Source organism: Clostridium muellerianum (assembly GCF_012926525.1).
In the GTDB taxonomy this organism is placed as follows: Bacteria; Bacillota; Clostridia; order Clostridiales; family Clostridiaceae; genus Clostridium_AM; species Clostridium_AM muellerianum.
In genome coordinates this window covers 105,913-126,046 of the sequence record NZ_JABBNI010000058.1, presented here as the reverse complement: position 1 = coordinate 126,046, position 20,134 = coordinate 105,913, and the positions used below count along the sequence as shown (strand labels likewise).

Genomic DNA, 20,134 nt, shown 5'->3' with positions numbered 1-20,134 from the left:
TCACCTCTAGCATTAACTAATATAATTGTTTCAAATCAACATATTTCTGCACTTATTGTCACTTAATTCTAATACTTTTCAATATATGCATAATTATACCACTAGACGGTTTACTTTCCAAATCAAATTAAATTTACATCATACTGCTCAACCAAATTCATTATAGCGTTATTTGGCAAATCCTCTGTAATAACACCATGAAAATCTGTTATATTTGAAAAATTAAAAATCCCATCTAAACTAAATCTCTCATTTAATGCCATCAGGTATGATTCTTTAGATATACTAATGATTGCTTTTTTAGTACCTGCATCTTCAGATATACCAGAACTAACACTTCCATCTCTTAAATCTATTCCACTACATCCTATAAATGATTTATTACATCTGTAAAGCTTTATTTGTTCAATGGAATGAGACCCTATGTTTCCACCTTCAAGGAAATTATAATCTCCTCCTATAAAAATAACATTCATATTTGAATCTAAATTAAATAATGAAGATAGCGCAACCATATTAGTTATTAATGTGACTTTTTTTCTATTCTGCATAATAAGCTTTGTAAGAAAATAAGAAATACTTGATAAATCTAAAAATATAGTGTCACCATCTTCAATTAAATCATATGCTTTTTTAGCAATAATTTCTTTCAAATCTGTATTTTTTTCAACTCTCTTGGAGAAACTTTCAGCATTTACTATAGTACGTTTTATATTAATAGCACCACCATAAGTACGTTGTAGCAAGTTATTTTTCTCTAAAACTTGTAAATCCTTTCTAATCATACTTTCACTTACCTGAAACTTTATACTTAAATCTTTTACTAATACTTTTCCGTCTTTTTCTAATAAGTCTAAGATAAGTTTGTGTCTTTCCTCAATAAACATTTTCTCCTCCAATTAACTCTCATTTACTTTGTTTTAATAATTATAATATTAAAGTTCGATTAAATCAATTGACAAATGAGAATAAATAAAATAAAATGATATTAAATGATAATAAGTTACATCAAATAGTAACATGATATCAGGAGGGGGATAAGGAGTTATGAAAAAAGCAGTATTTTTTGATATTGATGGAACTCTAATTGATTGTTTAAATGGAATAAAAGACATCACTCCTAGAGTAAAAAAAGCTATACGTGCACTACAATCAAATGGAAATTATGTTTTTATTGCAACAGGAAGGCCCTATGCTTTTCTAAGTGATGCTATACGTAACTTTGGATTTGATGGTTTTGTATTTGCTAATGGTGCATATGTACAAGTTAAAGAAAAATGTATATATAAAAACTCTATAAAAAAGGATCATATAAGAAACTTTATACACAATTTTGAAAAACGTAATATTCAATATATATTAGAAGGTGAATCATATTCATACATTAAAAATGAATATGAAAAACTACATTCACTTTTTGCCGATTACAATATATCAAAAAAATACTTACAGGGTGATTATAACCTTGAAGATGTAGATATATACAAGATTGAAATGCTTTGCACTGATAAAAAATCTATGGATTATTGCTTATCTTTGAAAAATGAAGACTTCAATTATCTTTATGATTTAAACCGAGGTTATTTTGAATTATATTCAAAATCAAACACAAAGGCTTCAGGAATATTAAAAGCACTTAATCACTTAAATATTCCAATAGAAAATAGTTATGCTTTCGGTGATGGAAAAAATGATATAGAAATGCTTTCTACTGTAGGTTGTGGAATAGCCATGGGAAATGCAGATAATTATGTTAAAGGTTTCGCTAAAAAAGTTACAGATACAGTACAAAATGATGGAGTTGCTTTAGAAATAGAAAAATCTATTTTAGCTGATTTATGTATATCATAATATTGAAATTAAACATTTAAGCGGCATTAACTTTCTGCCGCTTATTTTACTGTGTATAATTGTCCCACCACAATAATCATACTTCCAAAAATATCTTTAATATATTACCATAAAAGCCCAGCAATACTTCCTAAAATTATTGATCATATACCAGCGTCCACTTTAACTTTTTTATATTAAACCAAAAATGAATGCAGTAAAAATATCTGCTGACCTTATGTTATATATAAATGCTAACGATTTAAATATAAATAAAAACCTATACAAATTTGATTTACACAAACTTGTATAGAATATTGATTGGTATATCTAAACATCTTTATTAGTAATTATTTTTTTAACCATACTTTTATATTCATACATACGCTTGTCAGCAATTTTTATTAGCTCATCAATTTCCTCTCCATCCCTCGGAAATCCAACAATTCCATAACTATAGCTGCAAATAATTTTATTTTCCTCAAAAGTTATTGGATTATTTTTAAAGCTTTTGCTCAATTCTTTAAATCTATTATTTAAACTTTGGAAATCCACATTAAAAAAAACTCCAACAAATTCGTCCCCTCCAAATCTTCCTATAATGTCAAAAGGTTCAGCTAAACTACTTAGCCCTCTTGAAAATGTTTTAATTAATTCATCTCCTGCTAAATGTCCATAATTATCATTAATATATTTTAATCCATTTAAATCACAAACTGCTAAAAAAAATTCTTTTTTATTTGTACCATTGCTATAAATATTGTTACGAAGTAATTGTTCAAAATAACTTCTATTATACACATTGGTTAATTTATCATATCTAGATAAATATAATATTTCTTCATAAAGCTTATGCTTAGTAATTGCAATAGAAATTTGATTTGCTACATATTCCATTAATTCTAAATATACTTCATCAAATACATTATTATATATACTATCAATATTTAAAAATCCATATAGATTATCATCTATAATAATTGGTGACCTAACAACAGATTTTATCTTTTTTCCTTCTGCTGTGTTTAACATACTTACATTCTTCATTTTATCAATATCATTATAAATAACTGTCTTATTTAAATTTTCTTCATTCTTACGCCATGCAACACATTCTTCAAGGGTAATCACAAATTTTTTAATATCTCCTGAATTATAGCCTTTAGATGCAGCTATTCTTAAATTTTTATCCTCATGTAAAAGCACTATAGAACCACAACCTCTTATATCAATAGAGTTAATAACTTCATCTAATATTAATTGGAGCAAATCATTAATATCTGATATTTCATTAATAGAATACCCAATATTCAGCATAACTTCCTTAAGCTTTAATAGCTTATTTATTTTTTCTCTATTCTTTTTTTCTTCTGTAATATCTAGTATAACTCCAACTAATCCTTTATAATTACCCTGTTCATTTACAAAAACTGATTTATTAAAAATCACATCATGATGTATACCATCCTTATGCATGAGCTTTGATTCATAAACTTGAGCTCCTTCTTTCTCCATTAAACTCTTATCTGTTTTATCATAGGTTTCTGCTAATTTCCTTTCAAATATTTCGTAAACAGTATTTCCTATTACTTTTTCTTTCTTAATCCCTAAATATTCTGTAAAAGCAATATTACAATGGTTGTATATTCCATTTTCATCCTTAAAATATATAGGATTGGGAATAGCATCCATAAGCGTTTCAATAAAATTCAAATTATCAGTTAGCCTTTCCCTCTGCAACTCAAACTCAGTAATATCATTCAAAATTATTATTTTACCACTACTTTTACCATTACTCTCATATATATTGGTAATGTTCATCTTATAATATCTTAACTGCTCTTTATTCTTTATACTTATTAAACCTTCATTATAACAATCATTATTTACAGCTTTTAATATTGTCTCATACTCCTTCAATACCTCATCAATTTTTTTATCACCTGCTTCTATATACTGTAATTCTGAAATAATATTTTTCGATGCATCATTAAAATTCACTATATTATTCTCACAGTCCAATATTATGACCCCTTCTAACATATTAGAAAAAACTTTATCCAGTGCAATTGGTGTAAGTTTTAAAAGTTTAAATCTTAGCACAGCAAAACTATATATTATTGCTGAAACACAAAGTGCAAGTGGAGCTAAATCCACATCTAAACGAAGTAATCCCAAAATGTAAATAACATCTGAAATCCATGGAATTATCCAGGCTATTATTAAAAGTAATATTTGCTTTCTTATAATTGATACTGCTTTTAAATAAGCCCTTATAAAAACTACCAGTCCTACAAGCATTAATACATAGTTATATATTGTATGTATCCAATACCATGGTCCATGTATTACCTCTAAAATTGGAAAAACCCCTTGATTGTTAATATACATTTTTTTATAAAACAGATGGTGAAAATCATTTGTATAATTAACTATTAATGTTATAGTAGGTATAATATATATTAGCATTAAGGTTTTTCTCTTAATTTTGTCCATGCTCCCAGTAAAATTAATTGCAAACATTAACCATAGTGCTCCTAAAAAAGCTCCTCCTAAATATTCCACCTTAACCCAAAATTTTACCCATTCAATACTTGTACTTAGTATTTCAAATGCATATCCACATGCATAAATTGATACAGGAATCAAAGATATAGAAACATATTTCTTGCCTCTTTTCCATGAAAAACACCCTATAAAAAACAATACTAATGCAGATAATAATAGCATAAAGCTAAAAAAATTGTTTATCTTCAAAAAACTCACCTCATACACCTATTATACTAAATATTTCTTACAAACCTATAGCAAATTAGTATTATTCCTATATTTATATACATAGAAAAATTCTCCAAAAAACTTCTTGGAGAAATTATAAAATATACTTATATATATTTTTTAGCTTATTATAACTACTTGTTCAAAACTTCAATATATTTCTTCATATATATAGGTAAATCCATTGGTCGCCTGCTAGAAACAAGATTCTTGTCTATAACTACATCTTCATCAATCCAGGTTGCACCTGCATTTTCCATATCATCCTTTATTCCTGGAGTACTTGTAACCTTTTTTCCTTTTAAAATCTTTGCTGAGATTGCTACCCATCCAGCATGACATATTTGTCCCACTACCTTGTTTTCATCATTCATCTTTCTTACTATGTCTATAACTTCTGGAAATCTTCTTAGTTTATCTGGAGCCCACCCTCCTGGTATTAAAATACCGTCAAATTCTTCTACCTTTATTTCTGAAAAAGCACAGTCTGAGTGTGCAGGAACTCCATACTTACCAATATATGTTTCACCAGCTTTTTCACCAGCTACAATTACTTCTACTCCTTCTTCTTTAAGCCTTAAAATAGGATACCAAAATTCTAAATCCTCAAAATCGCTATGAATAAGACTTAAAACCTTTTTATTAGTTTTCATGCTAATTCCTCCTCTTATAATTAACATTTAGCTTTAATAAATATATTCTCAATCATATTAAAAAATAGTAGCTCCATGTCAAATTGGATAACTACTATTCTTTAATTGTATTTTATCTAATCTACTTTATCAAAGCCTTATGATAAGTTTTCTTTCCTTTACGTATTTTAACACCATTTTTTAGTTGTTCTAAAGTAATATTATAGTCAATGGATTTAACTTTATCATCATCAACAAATACACCACCCTGTTGAACTACACGTCTTGCTTCACTCTTAGACGCAGTTAAACCACATGCTACCATTAAATCTAAAATGCTAATAACACCATCATTTAGCTGGTCATCTGAAATTTCAGTAGTTGGCATATTAGAGTCATCTGTACCACCTGCAAAAAGAGCATGAGAAGCATTTTTTGCCTTTTCTGCTTCTTCTTCACCATGAACTAGCTTAGTCAATTCATAAGCTAATATTTCCTTAGCCTCATTTAACTGGCTACCTTCCCATTTGTCCATTGCGTTAACCTGTTCAAGTGGCAAGAAGGTAAGCATACGTATGCATTTAAGAACATCAGCATCTCCAACATTTCTCCAATATTGAAAGAATTCAAAAGGTGATGTTTTATTAGGGTCAAGCCATACAGCTCCGCTAGAAGTCTTACCCATTTTCTTACCTTCAGAATTTAAAAGCAATGTAATTGTCATAGCATATGCATCTTCACCTAGTTTACGGCGAATCAATTCTGTACCACCTAGCATATTAGACCATTGGTCATCGCCGCCAAACTGCATATTACAACCATAATTTTTATGAAGATAATAAAAATCATAAGATTGCATAATCATGTAGTTAAATTCTAAGAAAGATAGCCCTTTTTCCATTCTCTGTTTATAACATTCTGCACGTAGCATATTATTTACAGAAAAACAAGCTCCTACATCACGAAGGAAATCAATGTAATTCAGCTTTAAAAGCCACTCTGCATTGTTAAGCATAATTGCCTTGTCTTCACCAAATTCAATAAATCTTTCCATCTGCTTCTTAAAACAGTCACAGTTATGCTGAATTGTTTCAGGTGTCATCATAGAACGTAAATCAGTACGTCCAGATGGATCACCAACATGACCAGTTCCACCGCCTAAAAGAACTATAGGTTTATTGCCTGCCATCTGCAAACGCTTCATAAGGCAAAGAGTCATAAAATGACCAACATGTAAAGAATCAGCAGTTGGATCAAATCCAATATAAAAGGTTGCCTTACCATTATCAATAAGTTCTTTAATTTCACTTTCATCAGTAACCTGTGCAATCAAGCCACGAGCTACTAGTTCATCATAAATTTTCATTATAACACTCCTATCAAAAATATTTAGTAATGAAGCTCATCCTCCTTATAATCAGATGATTGCTTAATAAAAAAGCCTTCTGCTCCAATTGGAACAGAAGGCAAAAATTGCGGTACCACCTCTGACTTAGAAATTCCTCACAGAATTTCCCTCACTGAGTGCAATCACACTCTCACGCTATATCGGGCGTGCCCGTCAAACCCTACTATAATTCAGGCAGCAGCTCCAGGATGTATTTCGAATCAGTGTGTTTGCATCTTCTCACCAACCAAATGCTCTCTAAATAACATAAAACTGACCTACTTATTCCTTTCATAGCTTTTAGATAATTTAATTATAATTTATAAATTAATAAAAGTAAAGTCACAAAACAATATATGTTACATTTTGTGATTTTTTTCATCAACGGTTTTTCAAACGATTCTGCTACCATTATTTTTACTGTTCATAATATTTTCCCCATAGGTTAATAAAATATTACCCCAATTTTAGCGCATACAAAATTTGGGCATAATATAAGCATACTGCCAGACAAAAGCTTCGCAATATTTTTAAACTGCGAAAATTTTACTACTAAATAATTCCTACAAAGAATTATATCACAGTGAAACCCTTCTATGCTAATATCCCTCTTCAAATATTTCTTTTGAAACATACTCAATTTCAGGAAATAATTGTGCGTAGTTTATACCATATTTCCTAAGCTGTTCTGTAATATCTTCCCTTGAATCCTTGCATATTATAAGTTTTTCCATATAGTCAGAACTATCTAGAAGCTTATCAAATTCAGTCATATTGTTATTATACGGAAAAATTGTAAATACTCCTTTTTGAGCCACAATTCTTGTACTATTCAAAGGTCCATAAACTGCACAGGGCTTCTTATTAACAAATCCACTTTGTTCTGGTCCAAACATCTCGTATACTTCCTTTTCCTCTACATTAGGAATATATCCTAATGGGTAAACATCATTAAACTTAAAAGCTTCATTTAATTTAACAGGATTCAAACACCAAACCGCAGGATCTTTAGCTAATTCTTTATCTGTTGCATCTACATTAATAGCAAAAAGAAGTGCTACTAATGCATCCTCAGACCAATCCATAAGTCTTGTAGGTACACCATAATGCTGCATTAAAAACATCCAATCCCAATAACCAGAAAGTCCTTTTGAAAAAGGATATGCTGGTAACTGACCTAAATAAGGTATTGATTTTGATTTGAATTTGGATAAAAATATTGTTTCATGACTTACATTTAATCCATTTCTTGAAATAGAAGGTAACATCTCATAATCCTGAGCTCTAACACCTCTATACCAAATTTTAGGACTATACTTAATAGTATCATTACTCTGATTTTCTTCCCAGAATTTTTTATAAATACTATCTATAGCATTAAGATATTCTTCAACACTCTTTATTTTTTCTTCACACTGACTTACTTTCTTACTCACTTTCTCTACTGGCTCAGTTTTAGAATTATCTATATTGTTTACATCACTTACATCACTTACATTATTTACATGACTTACATGATTTCTACTCATCTCTATTCCTCCTCATAACTTCTTGTTCTATAATATGTATAAGGAATATGATGAGTGATAATAAAAATAGTGCTCTATCTATCTTTCACAAGTTTAAACCTTCTATTCTAACCCTTCAAAGCCAAACAATGCTGCTCCTATTGCTCCAACTATTTCTGGCTCATCAGATATAAATAGCTTTTCTCCTATTTTTTCTTCTAAAGCTTTTACAACCCCTATATTCTTCGCTACTCCACCTGTCATCATAAATTCACTTTCTTTTCCTACCCTTCCAAGAAGAGCATTGGTTTTGCTGGATATAGATTGATTTAAAGCATGAATAATATCGGCTTTTTCTTTATTTTGTGCAATAAGCGAAATTACTTCTGACTCAGCAAAAACAGAACACATACTACTTATTTTTATACTTTCCTTCCATTTTAAAGACTCTGGCCCCATATCTTTTATATCTATTTCTAAAGTTCTAGCCATCATTTCTAAAAATCTTCCTGTTCCTGCTGCACACTTATCATTCATTACAAAGTCAATTACCTCACCTTTTTCATTTAGTTTAATAACTTTGCTATCCTGTCCACCAATATCTATTATTGTTCTAATTTTAGAATTTATATAATGAGCACCCTTTCCATGGCAGCTTATTTCTGTTACTTCTTTATCTGCAAAAGGTATACTAACTCTTCCATAACCTGTAGACACAATTAGTGAAAGTCTTTCTCTATCCATTCCAGCCTTTTTAAGTACTTCATCTAAAGCTCTCTTAGCACTTTCACTACTTTTAGCTCCAGTTCTCACTACAGTATAAGCTACAATTTTCTTATCACTATCTAAAATAACAGCATTAGTTGATGTTGAACCACTATCAATTCCCATTACATATCTTTTTCCTGTAGTGTCTTCCATGATATCCTTACTGTTTAGCCTATCATCAATACGTTTTTCCATAACATCATCACCTATCCCGTTCTTTGCTTTTAACGCTTCAATAAAAGCTTCAACTCTTGTTTTTATTTGACCTTCGCATTGCTTAGTATAATCCGTTTCTACTTTTAATACAGGAATATCATAATTTTCCTTAATATATGCATATTCATAAGAATAAATATCACAAAACTTAACTGTATGATAAACAATTCCATCTAAATTTTTCTTCTGCTCCTCAAGAAAACTCTCTCTTTCACTAATATCTGTCATATGCAAACATGGAAGTTTGCTTAATAAGTCTTTTATATATTCATGATATATGTTTTCACTCTTTAAATCGTATTTTCGTTCATCTCCAGTACATGAAATATTAAACAATACATTAGCATCATAGCTCTTAACTAATTCAATTATTCCATCATTGCATCTTGCACCCATTAATCCTATATTTAGCCCTTTTGAAGGTTTAATGGATTGGACTTTTAGTGAATCGCATACTTCCTTAAGTTTTTTCTCGTCAAATATTTTCCTACTAAACCTTTCATAAGAATACAACATTTCCTTAACTGTATCTTCATAAAGCTTAACAGATTCTTCATTAACCTTTCTTGGTAAATCTAATATATAAATAAATTTATCTGGAAAGTTATCTTTTAGTGTATCATATAGTCTTCTAGTACTATCACAACAGCTGGTTAATATTACTCCTTCATAATCATTCATAATCACATCTTCCAATACACCCTTAACATAGGAACACAAATTAGTATGCATTATTGTTTCTGCTTTATCATAACTTGTTACATTAGGCTCAATTCTCTTTACCTTAACTCCTAAGCTTGTAAATATTTCTATAGGTGCATATTTACATGTATATCCAATCATCTGCTTGCCTCCGTATTTTTTAGTATTTCTAAGAATGCTTCCAACCTGGTTTTTAACTGACCATCATGGCAATTTCGTCTATCCATACAATCACCATCTAAAATAAGCATAGGTATACTTTTCTCTTTCATAGCCTGCTTAAGCTGCATTACTCCACCTGAAGACTGCTTGCACCCCCAGTGACAGAAGTGGATAACAGCATCCGAATCAAGCTCGTCTACTACCTTTCCAATTGCTTCAACCTTTCTTTCATAAGGACCATTATATATATTTAAAATAAGTTTTTTAGCTAATGCTTCTAGTGGATGTTCTATATCCAATTCCTCCATATAATCAAAGTTTGTATCATAACATTGAACCTGATATTTAGGATTAAAATTAAAATATTCCTTCATCGTCTCTTGATAGTATGGTAAAAGATGAACCCAAAATATCTTTACTCCTTCACTTTCAGGATACTTCTTTATGTCTTCCACTAATAACTTGTAAAAATCATAAATTTCTTTAGTTCCTATACCCACATGAGATGCAAACAGCATATACATATGTAACGTTAAAGAGCTTGGATAATATTTTGTTCTTTGATATTTTAAGTATTCTTTAAAAAGCCTCTTAGATTCATTTTCTCTTTTTAATATTTCTTTTAATTTATCCTCATTAAATTTTTTATTACATTTCTCCTCAATCATAGAAATCATATGCTTCAATTGAGTTACAACATATTTTTCACTTTTTAAAGAATACTCATAAGGAATGTCTAATATATATGAGTCTAAATTGTGTTTTGCAGTAAGATAACGTATTGTGTTAATATTGCCGTCACAGCAAGTAGATGTTGTAAATGCAAATTTAGGTTCTGGAAGTATTCCGCTTTCAACTGTTCCAATAAAACCTTTATGATAAGAGCATAAGGTTTCTGCTACACCCATATTTTCAGCATATTCATTTACAAAATCTTCACATTGAAATCCTGACATAAAGCATGACATACATTCTATTGATAAAGGATTTATGTCAAAGCATTGTAATATTTCTACTGGAGTAAAGATATTAACCCATGCAGAATTTTCAGGATTTTTTAATGCCTTTAGAATTGAATTAACAGCTATTAAACTTAACTCTGTATATGCTTTTGGAACTTCTTTAGACGATAATTTTACTATTTGTTTTTCAAAAAAAAGTCCCAATTTAATCATGTTGTATGCTAGTTTTGGGTTAGTTTTAGCTTCCTTTTTAGTTAATTCTTCATACTTTTTTACTATATTCATGCTTCACCTCATTTTATGACCAATTGTCATTTCTACATATAATTGATATTTAAGTTTATTTTAACTAATTTTAATTTTATCCTCTATTGGAATTTTAATCAAATTTGTTAATTTTTGATTAAAATAATAAAAAATATTTATGAACATTTTAAAAACAAATTCATAGCATTCCAGTTGAACCACAAGATATTCCTTCAGTAAATAAAATTTCTAAAAAGTTATTGCAGTTACAAAAATATGAAAATTCATCTATCCGAATTCCAAATGATGAAACAGCTATAGCATTTGTAAGAAACAACATTAATATGTTATGCAAGTCATCACCTGTTTATGAACACGGTGACTTTCATGTGGGAAACTTAATATATACACCTGATAAAACAATTGGAGTTATAGATTTTAACCGCTTAGAATGTGGTGATAAATATGAAGAGTTTTACAAGATTGAAAGTTTTGATATAGAACATAGTATTGCATTCTCAGTAGGAGAAATTCAAGGATACTTTAATGAAAATCCTCCAATTGACTTTTGGAAAATACAAGCAGTATATGTAGCACATGCGTCTTTGTATTCAATTAAATGGGCAGAAAAACTTGGACAAAAAGAATTTGATGGAATGATGAAACGTTGTTTAAAATCCTTTGATCATTATGATAATTTCAACTTAATAATTCCTAAATGGTATTTACAAAATAAAGACAAATACAAATTAAAAGTATAACGCGAAGCAAAGTAAAGTTAAAGTTTTGATTAGAATAAATAACTTAAAATATATAGATAAAAAATGATTATTGCTAAAGTTGAGTTACCTAGTATTAAAATTCCAAAGAAAATAGCAATCATAGTAATAAGTTAAAATTAAAGTGGCTATTGTATTTAATTAAATACAATAGCCACTTTAATTTTATATAAAATATATCATTAACATTTCAATTATTTTTTCTTTTGTTGAAATTTAGCTTTTCCTGTTGCAACCTGATATATAGCAACTAATATTATTATCGTACATACTATAACAGAACCATATTTCACTAATTCGTACATTACTATCACCTCACCTTCAAAAGATTAACATATTATGTAATATAAATCAAATAAATTATCATATTTTGTAAAAGCAATAATATTAAAGCTGCTTATTTGATGAACATATTTAATATTTTTAGAAACATTCTGCACAAAAAAACAAAAAATTTCTATATAAAAATAAAACCTTCAGATTTTTATTTCTAAAGGTTTTTAGCTGGATATCATATAGCATTTAAAGTATGATACAAAAGTGCCTCAAGACTAAATAGCATATCATTCATACTATATTCATATGCTATTGAATTTTAAGATTTTTAAAGTAATATTGCTTATCACTATCCGTAATTTTTCTTATAACCTTACAAGGATTACCTACCGCAATAGAATTATATGGAATATCTTTTGTTACTACACTACCAGAACCAATTACTACATTGTCACCAATTTTAACATTGGGATTTATAATAACACCACCACCTATCCAAACATTATTACCTATAGTAATTGGAAAGGCATATTCAATCCCTTCATTACGTGGCTCAAAATGAATTGGATGACCTGCTGTAAAAAGACTAACATTAGGTGCAAACAAAACATTATCACCAATTGTAACTTTAGCACAATCCAAAATAGTGCAATTATAATTGGCATAAAAGTTTTCTCCAATAGAAATATTATATCCATAGTCACATCGAAATGGTGGTTCAATAAAAAAGCTGACTCCAACCTTGCCAAGCAATTTTCTTATAATCACATTTCTATTATCAATTTCAGTTGGACGCAAGCTATTAAAATCAAATAGCATTTCCTTAGCATGTTGTCGTTCCCTAAATAATTCTTCTCCAGATGCTCTATATGGTTTTCCATTAATCATTTTTTCTTTTTCTGTCATTTTTACTACCTCCACACTGTATCAATAGCTCTCATAATTCATTAAATCTCTAAATTTAATTTATGTAAACATTATACCACTTTATTCGTATATTTCTCATTTCCATGTAAAATATTTACGCTTTTTCAATATAATATCACAATAATACAGTTTATTTATAGTAATTATACTTTATATAAAAATACTTGCAATTTCAAAATCTTACTAACCTTTTAAATTATGCACTTCTATTTTGATATTGTTATTAATTATAAAAACACAGCATATGCATGTCCAATTTAAAAAACTTATGAACTATTTAGCAAAACCGTTATTATATCATCAACTGAATAGCATTGACAAAAGAAGATATTGCAAAACTAAAGTGATTAGTTTTGCAATATCTCATTTATTTGCTCTTTTTTAAACATAAAAAGAACTGCTATATAATTTTAATTTTGCAGTAAGCCTCCTTGGTTGGCTTATGTAAGATTTAGTGCTGTTTCTGTTGTTTGCATATCTATTTTGTATTGTTCATTTAAATTATAAGCATTATAGTAACCTTTTTTTGACATATAGTTTAGAATTGTTTCATGCGCTATAATGACATCATTTAGCTGCTTTCTAAGTACTGTTCTGACCTCCTTGGAAGTTGTTTCAGTTAGTGCCATTGAATAATTTCTAACGGCACTTTTAGCAGATATCAAAAAGTCTGTAGCTATAACCTGATCACTCATTTTATCCATTCCAGTAAGACTTTCTATTATTGAATTCATATGCCTACCTTCTTTCTATATTAGTTTAAGATTCGCCATCTACCGAAGTAGCTATAGGTGAATGTGTCATAAGCTCACTTAATTCTTTTATATGTTGCTTTAATGTAGCGGCATCATTTTTTAAAATAGTTTTTAATTCTTCATCACTAACCAATAATGACATGGTAACTGATTTAGTAAGACAAAGGTCTTTAAAGGTTAACAGTTCATGAAGCTGCATAGTTTCATGTGGTGCAATTGTTTGTTGTTCCATATTTTTTAAGCCTCCTTAATTAATTTTAAAATCTCTTATGGTTTAAGTACGACCTTAATACAGTCTTCAGTTTTTGTATCAAAAACTTCATATCCATGAGGTGCTTTATTAAGTGGCAATTTATGAGTAACAATATCACTAGGATCAACTTTATTTTTAACAATTAAATTATAGAGTGTTGGCATATAAGGAATTACTGGTGCCTGACCAGTTCTTATATTAATATTGCGGTTTATTATATCTCCAAAAGGAAATCCATTATATCTTCCTCCATAGACTCCTGTTACTTGTATCATTCCACCTTTTCTAACTGCCTGGGTGGCTATAACAAAACCTCCTAATGCTCCGCTTTGAAGTTTTACACCTGTTCCTAAAAATTCTAAAGGTGTCATCTTTCCATCCATTCCTACGCAGTCAATAACAATATCTGCTCCCCCATGTGTAATCTCTCTTAAATATTCACCAGTATTATCATGTTGTTCAAAGTTCACCGTTTCAACTTTATTATACTTTTTAGCATGTTTTAATCGGTAATCTATATAATCTACTGCAATGACTCTTTCTGCACCATTTAGCCAGCAAAATTTTTGAGCCAAAAGTCCTACTGGACCGCATCCAAGTACAATAACATTATTGGAAATATAAAATATACAGTTGCAAGAAGATACCTGAAAGAGCTTTGAAGAAGCCAATATTTTTCATAGTATTTCATAAAACTTGATAATCATGATATAATATGTGCGTATTGGGGGTGATTTTTTATGAAGGTCTATGATGATACATTCAGCTTTACATCAGCTTGCTCCTTGCAAGGACTACAACAAACTCAGCTATGCTTTGTTTGGAGCCTAAGTTGTTAAATTAGCTGAACTGCGTGCATATTTTAGGCTCTGTAACACATAGCTTTTGTGTATTCTTTGCTTCAATTCTATAATAAGAGTGAAGGAGTAAGGAAATGAAACATGTAAAAGCACAAGATGTGTTGCCAGAGGAAATTGTTAAAATAATACAAGAATATGTAGATGGAGAATATCTTTACATACCCAGAAAAATTGGAAATCATAAAACCTGGGGAGAAAAGAGTGGTATAAAGAGTAGCCTTAAATTGAGAAATAATGAGATTTATAAAAAATATATTAATGGAGCTACTATTGATGAACTAACTCAAGAATATTATCTATCAGAAAAAAGTATAAGAAGAATAATAGGTAAGGAAAAACTTCTATGCTCATAATCATTACGGAATTATTTATTAGATTGAATGCTTATTTTAAACTATGTTATGATTTCATTGTGTCAATCCAATGAAAGTATCATTTATATTTTAAGATAAGGTTCAAAAATAAAATGATTGTGAATATGAAGTATATCTTATATTAAGATGATTATTGTTACTTTCGATTGGAGTATTAATAATCATCTTTTTTTAGTGGGTTCATTAATGTAGCTAAACCAAAACAATGACATACCTATATTTATTGATAATAAAAAATAACACATATTAGAAAAGAGGTGCTAAATTTTATGGAAGCTTTCATAAAAAAACATGAGTATAATTATATAAAAAAATGTTTAAATGATTTAAATAATACTTTTAAAAGCTGTGTAGATATTAATATTGTTGAAGCTAGTAAGGCATATATATCCGATAAGATATTAAATACTTTTACAAGTTTATCCCATGAACAAAAAGAACTTCTTGATATTAATGAAATAAATGACCCATTCCAAATTGATAAATATTTAGATGGGTTAGATAAATATGTATATGGAATGCCAAAAGTTACAAATGCACAAATCAGTAAACTGTTTAAAAAAGAAAAGAAATTAAAATTGCAAAATTTGGATTCACAAGATTCAAAGAATGTATATTTAGGTTGGATTGATGAACCCATTAAAAAGTTATTTGTAGCATATAATATGAATGGTAATCTCATAGGTATGACATGTAGAATGCCAAACCATAGCTCAAACAATACCCATATATGTTCACTTTGCAATCATGTAGGAAGAAAAGATGAAGTAGCTTTTGTCTCACCTGTCTGTAAAACATCTAATTCAGGGGAAGGTGCCTATAAGTCAATAGGCTTTTATATTTGTTTAGACAGTAAGAAATGCAATGACCGAATTGCATCTACTGAAAAGCTTGAGAGAATTTTAAAAAATGTTAACAATATAAAGTAATAAGTATGCACATTTAAATTTTCTCTATAAGTGTAAAATAACTTACCATATTTTATATTGTAAGCCTTTAGTGAACTATCTTTTTGTCATACAAAAACTTAAAAAATGGGATGTTGCAAAACTAAAGTTGTTAGTTTTGCAACATTTCTTTTAAGCATAAAAAAATGCTGCATAATTTTGCAGTAAGTTTTTCTTAGTTTATTTTTAAGGATAATCAGTAACTAGCGGGCAAGACGTGTATGTAGCCTGATTGAATAAAACATACTCTGAATGTATTTAATAATAGTCCTTATTAAAGCTATATTATTGGTATAGAAGTCAAGTATTATTAGCATTACTAAATACATTAGCCTTTACTAATAACAAAGCATCAGTTGAATTCCCCAATGCAAAAATGAAAGCAATCCCTAGAAATATATAATATTTAACATGAAAGTCCTTAAAAGTAATTTTCTTAGGAAGAGTTTCTTTACTCTTTTTAGCCTCCTTCACAAAGAAAATTATAGTAAACAAACCAAGTACTCCTGGTAAAATTGAAAATATAAATACCTTACGATAATCACCAGGGAAAATTGATAAAATTATAAAAGTAATCAATGGTCCTAATACTGCCCCGCTATTGTCCATAGCTTTATGAAACCCAAAACTTTTTCCTTTTTCACTATCACTTGATGAACCTGCTACAAGACTATCTCTTGGAGCAGTTCTTATTCCCTTTCCAACCCTTTCACTGAATCTGATAACTAGAACCTGTAAGGGTGAAGTTACTATTGAAAATAATGGAGACAAAATAGCTGTAAAACCATATCCTATAACCATGAAAGGTTTATTTTTGCCTATTTTATCACTCCACCATCCTGACAAAGCTTTGAGAACTGATGCAGTGCTTTCTGCAATTCCTTCAATAAGTGATACTTCTGTCTTTGACGCACCTATAGACATTAAAAATAATGGCATAATAGCATATATCATTTTCGTAGTTGTATCAGTTAAAAAGCTAGTTATGCCAGTAAAGAAGATATTCCGTTCAATACCAAAAATTTTTTTGCCCTTTTTAAGATTAATGTACACCCATCATCCCTTCTTTATTCTTCTATAATTTAATAATATAATTATAAATCATATTCCCATAATTTTCAAAAACTCTTCCTAGCTTTATCTGAATTTTTCCTAATATCTTATTATTGCAATTGTACCTTAGGTAAAATACGAAATACTTCTAATAAAACAATATTTAAAGTTAGCCATACACCGCCAAAAATGTACCCAGCATAAACATCGCTTGGATATTGAATTTGGTAAAATAGAGGGCTCAAGCCTCCTAGAAAGCAAATAAGTATAGTTATTCCCACAGATACAGTCCTAATCCAATCTTTCTTTATATGACGCAATATAAGAAAACATAGAAATCCATATGTAACTGTAGCCATTAAGGATTGTTTACCTGGAAAAGTATATTTAATATCTTCTATTAGTAATAGCCCTGATGGCCCTAAGCGTCTAAAAATGAGCCTTAATATAGTCTGTAAAACTTCTCCACCACCAATAGCTAAAAACATGAACCTAATTTCAAGAAACTTATCAATACCTTTTATCATAATTAATATAATCGCACATACTGCAACTGATATTAATATCTTCAAAGATGTTATATTATCAAATAACTTCATCGTATATCGCCAATTTTCTGTAAAAATTGTTTTTATTAAATAGGTTACAACTGTATCAAATTGATTAAATTCATGGGCTAAAAAATCTTGAGTAACACCAATTACAAGTGCGAAAAAAACTAAAAAAGCTATTGCAACACCTGTTACTGCAACTTTAATTTTACCGAAAGAATTGAATGTTTTTGTGGCATTTCCAAGTATTCTTAAAGTAAATTCAATAATTTGTTGCTTATAATTTCTATACAGATATATAGTCACTATAATTAGAGCTATTATCAAACCACTAATAATTAGATATTTAGTAATCATAATGTGATACTTTTCCCATTTAGTTCCTAAAACCTTTCCTAAAGAAATAAATGTTGCAGTCCATAACAAAGCTCCTATATAAGCATTCAATGCAAACTTTTTATAAGAAATTTCCGTTATTCCTGAAAAATATCCTGTAATATGTCTAACACCAGGTATAAAATATGAAATTAATATTAATCTGTTACCATACTTATTAAACCATACTGAAGTATTATCTAACTTGTCTGGACCTAAATGAATATAATGACCATACCGCTTAAAAAACGTAACTCCTAGTTTACTTCCTACAAAATAGGATATTGTTATTCCTATAATTGTTCCAGCTGCTGCAATTATAATACTTAGCAACCAGTTTAATTTCTGTTGATTTATAAGAAATCCACAATAGGTCATAAGAACTTCACCTGGAAGTGGAAACGCAATCAACTCTAACATTAATGCAATTAGTAAAACTATATATCCATAATGATTAAAAAGCACTGTTATAGACTGCAACTTGCAACTCCCTCCAATATCTACCTTTCATAAACTTAGTACAGTATGAATGTAAATTATCTTATTATTCATTTAGTACATTGTCTTCTATACTCTTATCAAACTTCAATTTATTAATTAACAGCTTTTCAACCTTCATATAAAGCCCTTCAACTTTACTTTTCAATAATAAATTATAGAAGCAACTTGTAATAAATACTATAATATAAGCACCAATAACATCTGAAGGATAATGATTTCCAACATACACTCTTGAAAATCCTACTACTATTGATAGTATTGTCATTATTATCCCAAGTATTCTATTGTATTTTCTAAGTCCTAACGCTACACTCATTGTTCCTGTAGCATGGTCACTTGGGAAAGATGCATCTTTAACATGCAAAGCAAGCAAATTAACCTTATTGTGCACAAAAGGTCTATCTACATAATACACACTTCCAATTATAAAACTTAACATTAAATTAATTACTGTAATGATAAATGTGTTCACAGATACTTTTCTGAACTCTTCATTTTTCTTAATGACACCTAGAATAAACACTAATGCGGTAATTGCCATAAATATATAGGGTACATCCTTTGAAAAGAAAATCATTATTTTATCTAGCAATGCATTTTTATTTGCTAAATTATTTATTAATCTAAAAAACTCCATATTCATATTTAAAATATCCCTTCTATTACATATTTTTATACACTACTATAATTTTTTCAAAATATCCTTGTTGTAAAATTATAAATACCAACTTTGAACATAACAATCCAAATATAATTCCAGCTATAACATCAGTTGGGTAATGAACATACAAGTATAATCTTGATAAAGCTATTAAAAATGCTATGCCTATAAAAATAAAACTATATTCTGCAAAGTACATTGACAAAACCCCTGCTACAGCAAAAGAAGATAGTGTATGTCCTGACGGAAATGAATAAGACTTAGGCTCTGCAATTAAAAGCTTATTTTCATTTAAATGGTTGCATGGCCTTATACGTCTAACTAAATGTTTTACTATTCCTTCACCAATAATTGTGCTTAATATTAACGTTTCTGAAGTCATAAAGCCTATATTTCTATACTCTTTATTGCTCATTAGTAAAATGGATATTACAATCCATATGATTCCTCCATTGCCTAAAGAGGTTATGAGCACCATAGTTTTATCCATTACATATCCATGCATTTTATTCTTTATACTTAAGAGAATATAATTATCAAGATCCTGTATTGCTAACATCATCTTCATTATTATCACCATCTCTTTTTTCTTTAATAAATGCAGCTATTCCCGGAATAATAGATATTATTA

General features: G+C 29.0%; 19 protein-coding genes and 1 other annotated feature. Of the genes, 4 read left to right on the top strand and 15 right to left on the bottom strand.

What is annotated here, in order from left to right:
* Window positions 1–122: 122 nt before the first annotated feature.
* Window positions 123–887 (bottom strand): DeoR/GlpR family DNA-binding transcription regulator, encoded by a 765-nt coding sequence (locus HBE96_RS20110; protein ID WP_169299491.1) that lies wholly within the window; start codon window positions 885–887, stop codon window positions 123–125.
* A 160-nt stretch (window positions 888–1,047) separates the two neighbouring features.
* Between HBE96_RS20110 and HBE96_RS20105 the strand changes: the two genes are divergently transcribed.
* Complete coding sequence (locus HBE96_RS20105; RefSeq protein ID WP_169299490.1) at window positions 1,048–1,851, top strand: HAD family hydrolase; 804 nt, start codon at window positions 1,048–1,050, stop codon at window positions 1,849–1,851.
* A gap of 309 nt (window positions 1,852–2,160) precedes the next feature.
* On the opposite strand, the gene HBE96_RS20100 is transcribed toward HBE96_RS20105, so the two are convergent.
* From HBE96_RS20100 to HBE96_RS20075, 6 genes are all read right to left on the bottom strand, one after another.
* Window positions 2,161–4,587, bottom strand: coding sequence for a histidine kinase N-terminal 7TM domain-containing protein (locus HBE96_RS20100; RefSeq protein WP_243187008.1), 2,427 nt, complete (start codon window positions 4,585–4,587; stop codon window positions 2,161–2,163).
* Window positions 4,588–4,742: 155 nt separating this feature from the next.
* On the bottom strand, window positions 4,743–5,261 hold the full coding sequence (locus HBE96_RS20095) for a type 1 glutamine amidotransferase domain-containing protein (RefSeq protein WP_169299489.1): 519 nt from the start codon (window positions 5,259–5,261) through the stop codon (window positions 4,743–4,745).
* A 121-nt stretch (window positions 5,262–5,382) separates the two neighbouring features.
* Window positions 5,383–6,606 (bottom strand): tyrosine--tRNA ligase, encoded by a 1,224-nt coding sequence (tyrS, locus tag HBE96_RS20090; RefSeq protein ID WP_169299488.1) that lies wholly within the window; start codon window positions 6,604–6,606, stop codon window positions 5,383–5,385.
* Between the two features lie 93 nt (window positions 6,607–6,699).
* Window positions 6,700–6,931: a binding site (T-box leader), on the bottom strand.
* A gap of 295 nt (window positions 6,932–7,226) precedes the next feature.
* Window positions 7,227–8,156 carry an FRG domain-containing protein gene (locus HBE96_RS20085; RefSeq protein WP_169299487.1) on the bottom strand — a complete coding sequence of 310 codons (930 nt, stop codon included), beginning with the start codon at window positions 8,154–8,156 and terminating at the stop codon, window positions 7,227–7,229.
* Window positions 8,157–8,258: 102 nt separating this feature from the next.
* Window positions 8,259–9,962, bottom strand: a complete 1,704-nt coding sequence (locus HBE96_RS20080) for an acyl-CoA dehydratase activase (protein WP_169299486.1) — start codon at window positions 9,960–9,962, stop codon at window positions 8,259–8,261.
* Window positions 9,959–11,230 carry a 2-hydroxyacyl-CoA dehydratase subunit D gene (locus tag HBE96_RS20075; RefSeq protein ID WP_169299485.1) on the bottom strand — a complete coding sequence of 424 codons (1,272 nt, stop codon included), beginning with the start codon at window positions 11,228–11,230 and terminating at the stop codon, window positions 9,959–9,961. Before HBE96_RS20075 ends, HBE96_RS20080 begins: the two co-directional genes overlap by 4 nt.
* 221 nt (window positions 11,231–11,451) lie before the next feature.
* Between HBE96_RS20075 and HBE96_RS20070 the strand changes: the two genes are divergently transcribed.
* Entirely contained in the window at window positions 11,452–11,952 is a 501-nt protein-coding gene (locus HBE96_RS20070) for a phosphotransferase (RefSeq protein WP_243187007.1), read from the top strand.
* 603 nt (window positions 11,953–12,555) lie between these two features.
* On the opposite strand, the gene HBE96_RS20065 is transcribed toward HBE96_RS20070, so the two are convergent.
* The 4 genes from HBE96_RS20065 to HBE96_RS20050 form a co-directional block, all read right to left on the bottom strand.
* Window positions 12,556–13,152 carry a sugar O-acetyltransferase gene (locus HBE96_RS20065; protein WP_169299484.1) on the bottom strand — a complete coding sequence of 199 codons (597 nt, stop codon included), beginning with the start codon at window positions 13,150–13,152 and terminating at the stop codon, window positions 12,556–12,558.
* A 461-nt stretch (window positions 13,153–13,613) separates the two neighbouring features.
* Window positions 13,614–13,907 (bottom strand): spore coat protein, encoded by a 294-nt coding sequence (locus HBE96_RS20060; protein ID WP_169299483.1) that lies wholly within the window; start codon window positions 13,905–13,907, stop codon window positions 13,614–13,616.
* A 25-nt stretch (window positions 13,908–13,932) separates the two neighbouring features.
* A complete protein-coding gene (locus HBE96_RS20055) occupies window positions 13,933–14,160 on the bottom strand; it encodes a spore coat protein (protein ID WP_169299482.1) in 228 nt (75 codons plus the stop codon).
* A 35-nt stretch (window positions 14,161–14,195) separates the two neighbouring features.
* Window positions 14,196–14,852 (bottom strand): zinc-binding dehydrogenase, encoded by a 657-nt coding sequence (locus HBE96_RS20050; RefSeq protein WP_243187006.1) that lies wholly within the window; start codon window positions 14,850–14,852, stop codon window positions 14,196–14,198.
* A gap of 263 nt (window positions 14,853–15,115) precedes the next feature.
* Here HBE96_RS20050 and HBE96_RS20045 point away from each other — a divergent pair, with 263 nt between their 5' ends.
* Complete coding sequence (locus HBE96_RS20045; RefSeq protein ID WP_169299481.1) at window positions 15,116–15,394, top strand: CD3324 family protein; 279 nt, start codon at window positions 15,116–15,118, stop codon at window positions 15,392–15,394.
* A 290-nt stretch (window positions 15,395–15,684) separates the two neighbouring features.
* Window positions 15,685–16,344 (top strand): FusB/FusC family EF-G-binding protein, encoded by a 660-nt coding sequence (locus HBE96_RS20040; RefSeq protein WP_169299480.1) that lies wholly within the window; start codon window positions 15,685–15,687, stop codon window positions 16,342–16,344.
* Window positions 16,345–16,662: 318 nt separating this feature from the next.
* On the opposite strand, the gene HBE96_RS20035 is transcribed toward HBE96_RS20040, so the two are convergent.
* From HBE96_RS20035 to HBE96_RS20020, 4 genes are all read right to left on the bottom strand, one after another.
* Window positions 16,663–17,415, bottom strand: a complete 753-nt coding sequence (locus HBE96_RS20035) for an MFS transporter (RefSeq protein WP_342590206.1) — start codon at window positions 17,413–17,415, stop codon at window positions 16,663–16,665.
* Between the two features lie 110 nt (window positions 17,416–17,525).
* The gene (locus HBE96_RS20030; RefSeq protein WP_169299479.1) at window positions 17,526–18,821 is read right to left on the bottom strand and encodes a VTT domain-containing protein; all 1,296 of its coding nucleotides are present in this window, start codon (window positions 18,819–18,821) and stop codon (window positions 17,526–17,528) included.
* Between the two features lie 64 nt (window positions 18,822–18,885).
* The gene (locus HBE96_RS20025) at window positions 18,886–19,485 is read right to left on the bottom strand and encodes a phosphatase PAP2 family protein (RefSeq protein WP_169299478.1); all 600 of its coding nucleotides are present in this window, start codon (window positions 19,483–19,485) and stop codon (window positions 18,886–18,888) included.
* Window positions 19,486–19,504: 19 nt separating this feature from the next.
* Complete coding sequence (locus HBE96_RS20020; protein ID WP_483416379.1) at window positions 19,505–20,071, bottom strand: phosphatase PAP2 family protein; 567 nt, start codon at window positions 20,069–20,071, stop codon at window positions 19,505–19,507.
* Window positions 20,072–20,134: the final 63 nt, after the last annotated feature.

Coding starts and splice junctions, on each gene's coding strand:
- HBE96_RS20110 (WP_169299491.1), bottom strand. CDS start 887: ATGTTTATTGAGGAAAGACACAAACTTATCTTAGACTTATTAGAAAAA.
- HBE96_RS20105 (WP_169299490.1), top strand. CDS start 1,048: ATGAAAAAAGCAGTATTTTTTGATATTGATGGAACTCTAATTGATTGT.
- HBE96_RS20095 (WP_169299489.1), bottom strand. CDS start 5,261: ATGAAAACTAATAAAAAGGTTTTAAGTCTTATTCATAGCGATTTTGAG.
- tyrS (WP_169299488.1), bottom strand. CDS start 6,606: ATGAAAATTTATGATGAACTAGTAGCTCGTGGCTTGATTGCACAGGTT.
- HBE96_RS20085 (WP_169299487.1), bottom strand. CDS start 8,156: ATGAGTAGAAATCATGTAAGTCATGTAAATAATGTAAGTGATGTAAGT.
- HBE96_RS20080 (WP_169299486.1), bottom strand. CDS start 9,962: ATGATTGGATATACATGTAAATATGCACCTATAGAAATATTTACAAGC.
- HBE96_RS20075 (WP_169299485.1), bottom strand. CDS start 11,230: ATGAATATAGTAAAAAAGTATGAAGAATTAACTAAAAAGGAAGCTAAA.
- HBE96_RS20065 (WP_169299484.1), bottom strand. CDS start 13,152: ATGACAGAAAAAGAAAAAATGATTAATGGAAAACCATATAGAGCATCT.
- HBE96_RS20060 (WP_169299483.1), bottom strand. CDS start 13,907: ATGAATTCAATAATAGAAAGTCTTACTGGAATGGATAAAATGAGTGAT.
- HBE96_RS20055 (WP_169299482.1), bottom strand. CDS start 14,160: ATGGAACAACAAACAATTGCACCACATGAAACTATGCAGCTTCATGAA.
- HBE96_RS20045 (WP_169299481.1), top strand. CDS start 15,116: ATGAAACATGTAAAAGCACAAGATGTGTTGCCAGAGGAAATTGTTAAA.
- HBE96_RS20040 (WP_169299480.1), top strand. CDS start 15,685: ATGGAAGCTTTCATAAAAAAACATGAGTATAATTATATAAAAAAATGT.
- HBE96_RS20025 (WP_169299478.1), bottom strand. CDS start 19,485: ATGAATATGGAGTTTTTTAGATTAATAAATAATTTAGCAAATAAAAAT.
- HBE96_RS20020 (WP_483416379.1), bottom strand. CDS start 20,071: ATGAAGATGATGTTAGCAATACAGGATCTTGATAATTATATTCTCTTA.